This is a genomic window from Fodinibius saliphilus (genome assembly GCF_005869845.1).
Lineage (GTDB): Bacteria > Bacteroidota > Rhodothermia > Balneolales > Balneolaceae > Fodinibius > Fodinibius saliphilus.
Genome location: NZ_VAWF01000001.1, coordinates 211,628 through 223,567, shown reverse-complemented (window position 1 = coordinate 223,567; position 11,940 = coordinate 211,628). Strand labels below are relative to the sequence as shown.

Here is an 11,940-nt window from a genome sequence, read left to right as displayed (position 1 = left end):
AACATCCATCAAGTTTTCATAATGAGTACAGGAAATTTAAACATTGACGAATCAGAACATCAACGAGCTCCAACGCTCACTGAACGCGGGTTTCATGCCCTTGCAGCACTGGTGCTTGGCTTTATTCTCATCAATATTATAGCATTTTGGATGTTTCCGGGTATTGGCATTGGAGGAGTATACCTCTTGGCTGGAATACACTCATTCGCAACTATATTCAGTGAGGTAACTACAGTACTCATTTATACCTTTTTGGCACTATGTTTTATCGTTGGTTGGTTCCAAGGGAAACCCTTTGTGGACCACCTCAAATCATATATCAGCTATTGGCGATTTTGGTAATACTACGACCTATTTCAACAAGTCAGCACAAAGCAATACCCTGCCAGATATAACAAAACCCCCGAACATATTACTGTTCGAGGGTCATATTCAATAAATCCACTGGAGAATAAAACTAGTGCTCATAAAAACCTTCACCCGTCTTATCACCCAGTTTGCCGGCATCAACCATCTTAACCAGTAATGGGCAAGGACGGTATTTGGGATCTTTAAATCCTTCATACAACACATTCAGGATATCAAGGCAAACATCCAAGCCGATAAAGTCAGCCAAACGAAGTGGCCCCATGGGGTGTGCCATCCCCAGCTTCATCACAGAATCAACGTCTTCAGGCTCAGCGACACCTTCGTATACACAATAAATAGCTTCATTAATCATAGGCATCAGCACACGATTCGATACAAAGCCGGGATAGTCAGCTACTTCTACGGGATTTTTATTTAACAGCTTTGCAGTTTCTTCAATGGTATCAACTGTTTCCTGGTTGGTATCGAGTCCTCGCACAATCTCAACCAACTTCATGACCGGCACCGGATTAAAAAAGTGCATTCCAATAAATTGCTCGGGACGTGAAGTTGTTGTAGCCAGTTTTGTAATCGAAATGGATGATGTATTTGAGGCAAGAATGGCCTGATCAGGTGCTGCTTTATCTACATCACCAAATACCTTCTTTTTGAGCTCAAAGTTTTCAGGAACTGCTTCTACAACTAAATCTACATCCTTAACACCCTCGACCGTATTGGTATGTGTTTCTATATTCTCAAGGGTCTCTACTTTCTGTGCTGAATCGATCTTCTCTTTTTTGACCATTCGATCCAGGTTCTTCTCAATCGTTGCCAACGCTTTATCTGCTAATTCCTGGTTCATTTCTATTAGATTAACAGAAGTGCCATTCATGGCGAATACATGGCAGATACCGTTACCCATGGTACCGCCACCAATAACTGCTACTTTTTTAATATCCATAAATTATCAAGTTCGTTACGATTTAATCTTGTTCTTTTGCTATAGGAGAGTATAGAAATTCTGTGGCATTTTCAATGTTAAGAACGACAACATTTTTAGCTCTCTTTCCTCCTAAAACTGCAACCCTCTGAAAAGCTATTATATCCCCTATAGATTAATTACTATGTTTGCTACATTCTTGGGTGACTATCAACAATATCAGCAACTATGAAAACACTTTTTCGTGCGCTTCTTTTCATTATAATTCTCATAACGGGAATTAGTGGTATTGCCGTATACTGGACCTTCTACCGCCCACTGCCCGACTATCAAACCTCTATTGAGCAACCCACCCTCCGGGAAGAAGTTAACATCCATTGGGATTCGCATGGTGTTCCTCATATCTATGCTGATAACAAGCACGATCTTTACTACAGTCTGGGCTATGCCCATGCACAAGATCGCCTTTGGCAGATGACCGTATCCCAGATGGCCGCTGAAGGTCGATTTGCTGAATTTCTGGGTAAGGATCTTTTAGAATATGATAAGTTACAGCGCACTATCGGCTTCTGGCGTATTGCCCAAAGAATCGAATCAACACTGGCCGATTCAACCCGACAACTGCTACAAGCATATGCCGATGGGGTAAATAACTACGTAAAAACACACCCTAAAAGCTTACCCATACAATTTACCCTGGTAGATATGTCTCCCATAAAATGGACTGTTACCCATTCAATTGCATTGGCAAGGTTAATGGCCTGGGAGTTAAACCTTGCATGGAAATCAGAGCTTACCTATGCCTATTTGGCTCAACACCTGGACCCTCAAAAATTTTCAGATCTACTCCCAAACAAAAATTTAACTGCACAACATAGCTCTCTTAATAGTTCTCACCAGTGGGCCAAAGCCCTGATACCTCTCGTACAAAAAAATGAACAGCTCAATCAACTCATGGGCACCGAGGGTAGCTCTGTAGGTAGTAATGCATGGGCGGTAAGTGCAAAAAAATCGGCAACGGACTATCCTCTTCTGGCCGGTGATCCACATCTGGGACTTAATATGCCGGGAAAATGGTATGAAGCCCACCTGAATGTTAACGACCAAAACTTATCAGGTGCAACCCTGCCGGGTGCCCCGATAGTTGTACTAGGTCAAAACGACCACCTTTCCTGGTCTTTAACCAATATTATGCTGGATGACACCGACTTCTTTCAAGAAGCTATACATCCCCAAAATCCCAATCAATACCTACTTGATTCACTGGCCGGGGAGCCCGTGTACAAAAATTTTGAGCTTCAGAAAGAAGTAATGAAAGTTAAAAACGAGGATGATACGCTCTTTACACGCCGCCTCACACAACATGGTCCCGTGGTCTCAAAGGTCTTTCCTGAACAAAAATATATCGATGACCGCGTTATTACGATGCGCTGGACAGGTCAGGAGATCACCAATGAAATTGGAGCACTCCTTACAATGAACTGGGCAACAAATTTTGAGGAATTTCAACAGGGAGCACAAAATTTCAAAGTGCCCGGTCAACATTTTATTTATGCTGATACAGCCGGTAATATTGCACGCATTGCCTCAGCTAACATCCCGATCCGTAATGAAAGCCCACTACTTTTACGTAAAGGATGGAAACCTTCTCAAGATTGGCAAGGATTTGTCCCCTATAACGAAATGCCTTCACAGATCAATCCTGAACGAGGATGGGTTGCCAATGCCAACAACCCCCCTGTAGGTGAAGAGTATCCTTATTACTTATCGATCTACTGGGAACCTGATGCACGATATGACCGTATTCGGCAATATTTGAACCAAGATATTTCATTATCGGCAGAAGCATTTCAACAGATGCAAAATGACTCTTACTCTCTGTATGCCCGTGACATTACCCAAATCATTCTTCCCATTTTAAAAAATAGTAAGGAGTATGACTTTACCACCGTTATCTCATATCTCGAAAACTGGGACTATTCGTATGGGCCCTCAGAAACTGCTGCTTCGATAATGGATGTCTTTTTGCTGCGTTTAAGTAGAAATATTTATGAGGATGAGATGACAACCGCGATCTATAAAAACTTTATTAAATTTTCTGCACTGCCCGAACGTTCTATTCTTTATTTGCTGAATAACCAAAGTCCATTTTTTGATAATATAAATACACCGGATACCACAGAAACAGCTGATCAGATAATAACCAAAAGCATGAGCCAAGCCGTTCAATATCTAAAAGGTGAGTTTGGCGAAGAACCTTTTGAGTGGCGTTGGGAACAGCTGCATACCATCACATTGGAGCCCCCATTATTTGGACGTGCCGCCGAATCACCTAATGCTTCCACCTCCCTTAAACTTATTGTCAACAACCTTTTTAGTTCCGGCCCTCATGCCGTTTACGGCCATGATATGACCATCAACAATGGCGAATATAGCTGGAATGATCCTTTTGAAATGATATTAGGTCCCTCTATTCGCCGGGTAGTCGACCTATCTGATATGACTCGGACCTTCTCTATCCTACCAAGCGGACAATCGGAAAACCCCTTATCCCAATACTATGGTGATCAAACCGATAGTTGGCTAAATGGACAGTATAAATTTTTATACCAAGACAGTACCATGCTCAAAGAAAGTCAATATAAAACCATGAAACTGATGCCCACTAACCAATGATCTAAAAAGTAAACCGCTCTGGTATTGATTCACTTTATACATTCAACTATGTTGCATCCACTTTTATAATAAAACTATTTAGGTTCGAACGACTCATGTCCTGTATATCAAAAAAGCAGCAGCACCTATACAATACTATTATCATTCTGATTGTAGCCTTTCTATCCACCCAAAGCTGCTCCCACAGCCAACAAACCACTGCCAAAACCGATAGAAAGTCCTCTGTTGAACAACCCAGTGTGCTTACTAATATTAACTCTTTTAAAAAATCGGATACAACAGAAATACCGTCTAGAAATATATTATCGGCTAACAATATCAAGGTCGACTCACTGCTCCAAACCCTCAGCCTGGAAGAAAAAATCGGACAACTATTCTTCGTTCGTGCCTACGGTTATTTCAAAAATGATGATGATGCTAGTTACAAACGATTAATTCGCCAGATTCGGGACCACCATATCGGAGGAGTGATATTCTTCAATGGTGATATATATGGGCAAACTATACTCACTAACAAGTTACAAAGGAGGAGTAAAATTCCCCTATGGATTACCCAAGATATGGAATATGGGGCTGCTATGCGTGTTGATGGAGCTACGCGATTTCCACCGGCCATGGCTGTAGCCGCTACACAGAATACCGACTATGCCTACTGGATGGGTAAGGTCACGGCCCAAGAGGCAAAAGCATTAGGTGTAAACCAAATTTTTGCCCCTGTTCTCGATGTTAATAATAATCCCAATAATCCAGTCATTAATGTTCGTTCTTTTTCCGGTGATCCTGACACCGTAGCAAAGTATGGAGATCGATTTGTTCAAGGTGTACAGTCCGAAGGGATTGTTTCTACAGCCAAACACTTTCCCGGCCATGGAGATACCGATACGGATTCTCATCTTTCACTGCCCGTTATAACCTCTGATTTTGCACGCCTTGACTCGGTCGAACTCCTGCCCTTTCGTTCTGCTGTAGGCGAAGGAATCAATAGTATCATGAGTGCGCATATCTCTTTCCCCAACGTAAGTACACAAAAAAACTTACCTGCCACAATGGACTCTACTGTTCTTAATCAGATTCTCATAGACAGTCTGCGGTTTAGGGGTATGGTTGTCACCGATGGTCTTGAGATGAAGGGGATAGCCAGTCATTTCTCTCCCGGAGAAGCTGTCATTAAAGCTCTCAATGCTGGTGTAGATATGATGCTGCTAAGTCCAGATGAACTAACAGCCATTAATGAAGTTAAAACTGCCGTCCATAAAGGGAAGTTACAAGAGTCTCGCATTGATAGATCTGTTCGAAAACTACTGCGCTGGAAGAAAAAGCATGGCCTATTTGAAAAAAGACAGATCGATATCAATAGCCTTAGCAGTAAAATAAGTAACCGTGATCATGAACTCATTGCTGAAGAAATCAGTCGAAAATCACTCACATTGCTTAAAAATAAGAACGATATTTTACCACTCAGGGCAGCCAAATATCCAAAAGTAACGGTCGTATCTGTAGCTGACGATGAATCAGGAAGTGCCGGCGACGGCTTGGTTTCGCAAATCAAAGATTACCATCCAGATGTTAGCTCTCATGTGCTTGATAAAAGAACCAGTGAAGCCGAAATGTCGGAGATGCTGCAAGATGCCAAAGAAGCCGACCTGCTGATTATAGGGTCATTTATTTATGTACGCTCGGCAGAAAAGGTACAGCTAAGTAAAGAGCATCTCACTTTTTTAAAGAAACTTTATAAAGATACGCCATCAGTACTTGTTGCCTTTGGCAATCCCTATATCGTACAAGACTTGCCCGAAACAGATGCACAACTTATGGCATGGTCAGCAAATAGAGGACAGGTTAAAAGTGCGGTACCTGCACTTTTTGGAGGTTCTGAGATCAATGGACGATTACCCATTAAAATACCAGGTATGTATGAAATCAACCACGGCCTCACCCTGCCCCAAACGACCCTGCGAGCAGATGCTCCGGAAGTAGTGGAGCTATCCCGAGATTCTCTACAACAACTGGAAACGATAATGAATGAGGCTATATTCGACTCGACCTTTCCCGGCGGTGTGATTACTGTTGTTAAGAATGGAGTTATTGCCTACCAGGAAGGTTTTGGCTACCAAACTTACAAGAAACTAACTCCTGTCAAAGAAGATGCGATTTATGACCTGGCCTCGCTAACGAAAGTGACAGCAACAACACCGGCTATTATGAAGTTGGTGGAAGAAGGCATTATTTCTATTGATGACAAGGTTGGAAATTACATTCCGGAGTTTACAAAAGGTCAGAAAAAAAATATTACAATTCGAAACTTACTGCTCCATAATTCAGGCTTGCCCGCCTTTCGGGTTTATATTGATTCTTTAAAATCAGAATCAAGAATTATCGAAGCCGTTAAGAATGAACCCCTTGTTTATAATACGGGTACCAAATATGAGTATAGCGATCTCGGTTTTATCCTGCTCGGAGAGATCGTTGAAGAAGTAACAGGGATGCCACTCAATAAATATGTGCAAAAGAAACTCTATTATCCCTTAGGGATGAACAGCACCTTCTTTAATCCCAAACGATACAACCATTGGGTCAATAAACGAATTCCACCCACAGAAATCGATACGACCTATCGTATGAAGACAATGAAGGGTGAAGTGCATGATGAACGTGCTTATTACCTGGAAGGTGTTGCCGGACATGCCGGGCTCTTTTCCACGGCCAGTGACCTAGCAATATATTGCCAGATGTTACTCAATGGGGGCTCATATGCAGGAAAAGAGTATCTAAAATCTGAGACCATTAACACATATACAAGCCGACAATCATCCCATTTGAATCGCGGGTATGGGTTCGATCGCAAAAGCAACGGTTTTAGTACAGCAGGATCGCTGACCAGTGATAAAACGTTTGGCCATACCGGCTTTACCGGAACCAGTTACTGGATTGATCCCGAAAGAAATTTGGCCATCATCATCTTAACAAATCGTACCTATCCGCACCGCTCATTTGGCAAAAACATTAGCGAAATCAGAGCCCGTGTAGCCGACGCGGTAGTATCATCAATTATTGAATAATGAATATTTCTGATCTAACTGCACATTCGTACGTTCCTTACTCTGACAACCCGAATATTGCTGTTGCCAAAAGTACAACTGGCCGTTATTACCCGGGATGCCGTATAGAAAATATATCGTATCCCCTAAGTATCAGTGCAATACAAAATGCCCTGTTTTGCTGTATCAGTGAAGGCGAGACGCCCGAGAAAGTGTGGGCTCCAAATACTGAGAAGACACTGCTTTCTTTCTGGGAAGAAGAATTCGATGTTGCTGTTACTACCCAAGAACAAAACAAATGGACTGATGTCCGCTTTCCAAATATAGTGCTCCAAGAGCATACACCCATAGAAAAAACGTTACAAAAACTTCTGGCTAAAGCAGTGGTGGGCGAATCGGACTTCCCGGTAGCAGCAATCTTGGAAACGGAAATAGGCTTTTTTAGCGGAGTTAACATCGAATGCAGTAGTTGGAGTATGGGATTGTGTGCCGAACGCGTTGCTATAGGCAAAGCGCTTTCCTATGGGGCTCAGAACCTTAACCGACTCCACATCCACACACGAGACGGTGAATTTAGCAGTCCCTGCGGATCATGTCGACAGGTAATTATAGAGCACATGCCTCAAAAACAGGTCTATCTTCATCATGCCGATAACTCAAAATCAGTTCATTTCGGGCAAGATCTTTTGCCACATAGCTTTCGATCATCAACACTTAGCAATCGATAACTTTCTTTAACTCTATATTTTCATGCAGTATCTCGCAGCACTTGATTACGATCACCTTGACAACGGTGTTTTTCTAACCTCATTGGCCCGTTCCCTATCCCAACAACAGGGTGAAAAAAAACTGCGCTCTATTATTGTACACGGCGACAGTGAATATACTCAGCGTATTATTCAAACAGGCGTTATGAGCAAAGAAGCCAAAGTTCGTAGTGTCAAAGATCTCAATAATAGGCTGGTTGCCCTTTTTGCCGACCAAGGCGTCTCAACGGTAGGGATAAATCCCAGTCAACGAAAGATGATAACTCTGAAAGAGGATAAGCTTTCACTGGATCATTCCTTTTTAAATTCCCTACCCGAACAATCGGTATTATTACTTTCAACACTTGTTTATAATATTGAAACAGAAAGTTCCACTGTCGTTGAACTACCAAGACTGATTTCTTTTTTAGGAGAAGAATTGAAAGTCGATGAGCTGTTTCTATTTTCAAAAGATGATGAGGCTGAAATATTTACCAATGAGGCAACACCCGAACAAATTCAGTGGAATACAATGGAAGATGACTTCCGAGAAAAACGGATTCCGGATGAATTTTCAAATTTTGAGCAATCTGTGCGGCTTACTTCAGCACGAGATTTCAACCAATTACCGAAATTAAGCCACAGCATTGCTATAAAAAGCTCTTTGTAAAATTGAGAGCTAATTAGTATGGAAATGTAAAAATACACATCCAAAACAGGAAAAACCTACCTAATATGTTAAAAAGGGCTTTTTTTACTTGACACGGCACTTCCATATACATAGATTCGACCATTCGATGTTAAAAGACAGCGCATCGAAAAAAGTTTTTTAAATCTCAAATATTAATCAAACGGAGTTATATAATGAGCCGATTCGATGAAATGAGCGAATTGTTAGATCAGCTAGAACCAGACATTAATAAGTTTTACGACAAAGGAAATAAAGCTGCGGGTACCCGTGCACGTAAAACTCTTCAGGCAATGAAGAAAAAAGCACAGGAAATCCGTATGGAAATCCAAGAGTGGAAAAATACTGGGAAGGTTTAACAACCCTAAGAGTTTTTCACAAAAGGGATGTTTCTTTAAGGAAACATCCCTTTTTTTATTTCCGCTTTTTTAGAAACCTTGTATTTACCCATAAAAAAAGCGACCTGGATTTTTCCAAGTCGCTTTATAATAATATTTAAAAGGCTGTTTAATTAACTATGTTCGGCATCAAGGAAATTTACGATCGCCTGCCATACTGCTTCTAATTTTGTATCCTCTTCTGCACTATATGAGGTACCTTCATCGGTTATCACTTCACATGAAGTGCCCTTAATAATGACAGTGTGCCCCATATCATTTTCAATTTTAACAACCACAGGCATAAGCCACTTCCAGGATGCGTGAAATTTCATATCTTCTGGCTGTAGAAACGCCAGTGGGATATCTTTTACATCATCCTGCTTAATTTTTATGGTACTACCCATGATACCTTCTATCAGCCGGCTTCCTTTATTGATTTCTTCCTGTGTCATAAAAAATGTGTTTGTTACTAATATTTTCTAAATCTAAAAATGATTCCCCTAAATTTGGACAAAATAATATTGAGTTGAAAGTAATTATTTGTTCCTTCCAACAATTTGAGATGCCAAGGGGAAAATGTTAAATATTGAGGCCAAACTTACTTATCAGCTCTGTACATCTTAATCCTATTCCTCCTCTCTTACTTCCTCTTCTTGGTAAGATTCAACAGCCTCTTCAACAGTTCGATAACTTTTAAACACTGTTATCAACTTGGTAATCATGAGCAGACTCTCAATCCGTTGATTTGCACCGGCAATTCTAAGATCTCCTCCTGCATTTCGCATGGTAGTCATACCGCCAATTAAGATACCAAGCCCTGAAGAGTTCATGAACTTAACGCTACTGAGATCTGCAACAATTTCTTTTTTTCCCTCGTCAATCAATTCATGAAGATCTTCATTAAACTTATTGGCATCCGGGCCTCCTCTTAAATTTCCACTAAACTCAATTACTACACAATTATACCGTTCATCTATCGAATATTTCATAATACCAATATCAGTTCGTTTAGATTTATAAATTCCCACCCTTAAAGTGTGATTAATATAAAAGACTTAACTATTAATGCGAATTAAGGATTAGATAACTCATACGATTATAAAAGGAGAAAGGTACACTACTGCTTGATAATACGACTAAAGAACATAATCCCTCAACTGAGATACCATTATGATACCTCAGTCGCTAAGGAATATATATATTTAGAACCACGTAGACCATGGAATACGAGATAAGACAAACAGTAGACCAAGGCCATAAAAGATGAGCACTTTCTTATAGCTTGCTGTATCTTCGGTAGCCTTCTTCGACTTGGAATATCCAATAGTTATTAAAGCAATACCCAGTATCATCATTAAGGGATGCTCCAACATTAATAACCTAGCCATTGAATCCCCCATCGCTTCGCCCGAAAAGTTAGAAAGTCCATTGGGAGATATAAAATAAAGTACCAAGCCTACCAAAAGCTGGATGTGTGCTGCAATAAGACCGACAAGTGCACTTTTACGCACGGTCTCAGTAAAAGGCTTCTTATTTAGAAAGTTGATAAGTACATAAAGAAAAACTACGACTAAAATTGCCAGAACAAGGTAAGCCAGCCCGGAATGTAAATGCAAAAATCCTGTATACATAAAATCGATAATTTTTAGGGTAAGTTATTTGATTGCTTCAATAATAAGAAACTGCCCAAGCAACGGAAACCCCTACTGTTTTGGGGATACCCCTCTGAGATTCTTTTACAAGCCAAAACAAAGATAACCTTCTGGCTGCTACTATTTTCGGCGTCTGAAATATGCTAAAGCAGCTTATCAAAATTGGAATATTTTATCTTTCAATCTGGTTACAAATTGCTATTTTTCATCTTATTTGAACTATTAAAAATTCCCCCATTATGCGCCCCATTGATACCTCTATCAAACGTACCCTTCCCTTCAGTACCGATCTAAAACTTCGTCGCAGGTTTATGATTGTAGACCAAGATATTGTTGGGAATATGCGATGGGGACGATTACTGGAGAAACTTGATAAGCTGGCTGAGGATATTGCATTACACTATGTACACCAGTATGAACCCAAAGCTCGAGTTGTCACTGCTGCTGTAGATGATATTGCACTTCATGTCCCGGCAGAAATAACGAAAGATGTATATATGCGTGCCAGAATTAATTATGTAGGTCGCACCTCTATGGAGGTAGGAATCCGGGTTGATCAGGATAAAAATGCGGAACACTCACTGGCCTCTTGTTATTTTACTATGGTTAGCCGTATTGGTGAAGGCAATAATGCCGAAAGTCTGCCTATCCCTCCTTTGGAATACGAAAGCCCCATAGAAAAGGAACGTTACAACGCCGCTATTGAGCGACGCCAAGCTTACAAAGAACAGATGGATGCCCTGCAGGACCCCCCCAGTAAGGATGAGTTCCAGCTTCTGCGTCAATTACATCATGCACAGGAAGAAAAAAAATTTGATGGTATGCTGGCCGGCAACTTGGTAAAAAGTAATATGGAGCGGATGTATCCTGATCATGAAAATGTGCCCAAGAAAATTTTTGGGGGCTATGTAATACGACGGGCTTTTGAGCTGGCCCTCATGCATGCCGAGGAGATTGCTCCCCACCGTCCGGTCTTTGTACGCGTTAACCGCATCAATTTTTTACAACCTATTCGTATTGGTGACAAACTCGATTTTACCAGCCGTATCGTCTATACTGGCAATACATCCATCAGCATAGAGATTAACATTGAGCGTACCAGCCTCGATAAAGTGACCAAGGCTCTTTCAAACACCTGTGTGTTTACCTTCGTGAATGTTGATGAGAATATGCAACCCCAACCAGTACCCAAAGTATATCCCACGACCTACGCTGAAGACGAACGATATTTGAAAGCCCACCGCCGCCGAAAAGAGCACTTGGAAAACACCCATTAATTTGCATTTCCTAAACTTTAGGATTCTCTAATATATCTTAAGCCTTACATTCTTATCCCGATAAACTATGTAATACCAGGTTATTTAAGCGGTTAAAAAAAAGGGGATGTAATTATTAGGTATAAGATATAAGTATGGGTGTTAGTCAACAATAATGGCATAATTATTAAAAATATCTTCTCTCTATTTAAGAAT

11 protein-coding genes are annotated in these 11,940 nt (G+C 40.8%); 7 read left to right on the top strand and 4 right to left on the bottom strand.

Annotation, left to right across the window (positions count from 1 at the left end; genetic code table 11):
- Window positions 1-21 precede the first annotated feature (21 nt).
- The gene (locus FCN14_RS01000) at window positions 22-342 is read left to right on the top strand and encodes a hypothetical protein (protein ID WP_138429224.1); all 321 of its coding nucleotides are present in this window, start codon (window positions 22-24) and stop codon (window positions 340-342) included.
- 115 nt (window positions 343-457) lie between these two features.
- Here the strand turns inward: FCN14_RS01000 and FCN14_RS00995 are convergent, their stop codons facing one another.
- Window positions 458-1,303: a 3-hydroxyacyl-CoA dehydrogenase family protein gene (locus FCN14_RS00995; protein WP_138430676.1), complete on the bottom strand. Its 846-nt coding sequence runs from the start codon at window positions 1,301-1,303 to the stop codon at window positions 458-460.
- Between the two features lie 213 nt (window positions 1,304-1,516).
- Between FCN14_RS00995 and FCN14_RS00990 the strand changes: the two genes are divergently transcribed.
- The 5 genes from FCN14_RS00990 (at window position 1,517) to FCN14_RS00970 (ending at window position 8,795) form a co-directional block, all read left to right on the top strand.
- A complete protein-coding gene (locus FCN14_RS00990) occupies window positions 1,517-3,964 on the top strand; it encodes a penicillin acylase family protein (protein WP_138429223.1) in 2,448 nt (815 codons plus the stop codon).
- Between the two features lie 95 nt (window positions 3,965-4,059).
- Complete coding sequence (locus FCN14_RS00985) at window positions 4,060-7,023, top strand: serine hydrolase domain-containing protein (protein WP_138429222.1); 2,964 nt, start codon at window positions 4,060-4,062, stop codon at window positions 7,021-7,023.
- A complete protein-coding gene (locus tag FCN14_RS00980; protein WP_138429221.1) occupies window positions 7,023-7,730 on the top strand; it encodes a cytidine deaminase in 708 nt (235 codons plus the stop codon). Before FCN14_RS00985 ends, FCN14_RS00980 begins: the two co-directional genes overlap by 1 nt.
- 22 nt (window positions 7,731-7,752) lie before the next feature.
- The gene (locus FCN14_RS00975; RefSeq protein ID WP_138429220.1) at window positions 7,753-8,418 is read left to right on the top strand and encodes a hypothetical protein; all 666 of its coding nucleotides are present in this window, start codon (window positions 7,753-7,755) and stop codon (window positions 8,416-8,418) included.
- A gap of 194 nt (window positions 8,419-8,612) precedes the next feature.
- Window positions 8,613-8,795, top strand: a complete 183-nt coding sequence (locus FCN14_RS00970) for a histone H1 (protein ID WP_138429219.1) — start codon at window positions 8,613-8,615, stop codon at window positions 8,793-8,795.
- Window positions 8,796-8,947: 152 nt separating this feature from the next.
- Here FCN14_RS00970 and FCN14_RS00965 read toward each other — a convergent pair whose 3' ends face one another.
- The 3 genes from FCN14_RS00965 to FCN14_RS00955 form a co-directional block, all read right to left on the bottom strand.
- Entirely contained in the window at window positions 8,948-9,268 is a 321-nt protein-coding gene (locus tag FCN14_RS00965; protein ID WP_138429218.1) for a hypothetical protein, read from the bottom strand.
- Window positions 9,269-9,442: 174 nt separating this feature from the next.
- Window positions 9,443-9,805, bottom strand: coding sequence for an STAS domain-containing protein (locus FCN14_RS00960; RefSeq protein ID WP_138429217.1), 363 nt, complete (start codon window positions 9,803-9,805; stop codon window positions 9,443-9,445).
- Between the two features lie 213 nt (window positions 9,806-10,018).
- Window positions 10,019-10,447, bottom strand: coding sequence for a hypothetical protein (locus FCN14_RS00955; protein ID WP_138429216.1), 429 nt, complete (start codon window positions 10,445-10,447; stop codon window positions 10,019-10,021).
- Between the two features lie 260 nt (window positions 10,448-10,707).
- Here FCN14_RS00955 and FCN14_RS00950 point away from each other — a divergent pair, with 260 nt between their 5' ends.
- Complete coding sequence (locus FCN14_RS00950; RefSeq protein ID WP_212747540.1) at window positions 10,708-11,745, top strand: hotdog domain-containing protein; 1,038 nt, start codon at window positions 10,708-10,710, stop codon at window positions 11,743-11,745.
- The last annotated feature ends 195 nt before the right edge of the window (window positions 11,746-11,940 follow it).

What these genes read in the sequence shown, in the direction of transcription:
- FCN14_RS00970 (WP_138429219.1), top strand. Translation starts at nt 8,613, where the DNA reads ATGAGCCGATTCGATGAAATGAGCGAATTGTTAGATCAGCTAGAACCA.
- FCN14_RS01000 (WP_138429224.1), top strand. Translation starts at nt 22, where the DNA reads ATGAGTACAGGAAATTTAAACATTGACGAATCAGAACATCAACGAGCT.
- FCN14_RS00955 (WP_138429216.1), bottom strand. Translation starts at nt 10,447, where the DNA reads ATGTATACAGGATTTTTGCATTTACATTCCGGGCTGGCTTACCTTGTT.
- FCN14_RS00965 (WP_138429218.1), bottom strand. Translation starts at nt 9,268, where the DNA reads ATGACACAGGAAGAAATCAATAAAGGAAGCCGGCTGATAGAAGGTATC.
- FCN14_RS00975 (WP_138429220.1), top strand. Translation starts at nt 7,753, where the DNA reads ATGCAGTATCTCGCAGCACTTGATTACGATCACCTTGACAACGGTGTT.
- FCN14_RS00950 (WP_212747540.1), top strand. Translation starts at nt 10,708, where the DNA reads ATGCGCCCCATTGATACCTCTATCAAACGTACCCTTCCCTTCAGTACC.
- FCN14_RS00960 (WP_138429217.1), bottom strand. Translation starts at nt 9,805, where the DNA reads ATGAAATATTCGATAGATGAACGGTATAATTGTGTAGTAATTGAGTTT.
- FCN14_RS00985 (WP_138429222.1), top strand. Translation starts at nt 4,060, where the DNA reads ATGTCCTGTATATCAAAAAAGCAGCAGCACCTATACAATACTATTATC.
- FCN14_RS00980 (WP_138429221.1), top strand. Translation starts at nt 7,023, where the DNA reads ATGAATATTTCTGATCTAACTGCACATTCGTACGTTCCTTACTCTGAC.
- FCN14_RS00990 (WP_138429223.1), top strand. Translation starts at nt 1,517, where the DNA reads ATGAAAACACTTTTTCGTGCGCTTCTTTTCATTATAATTCTCATAACG.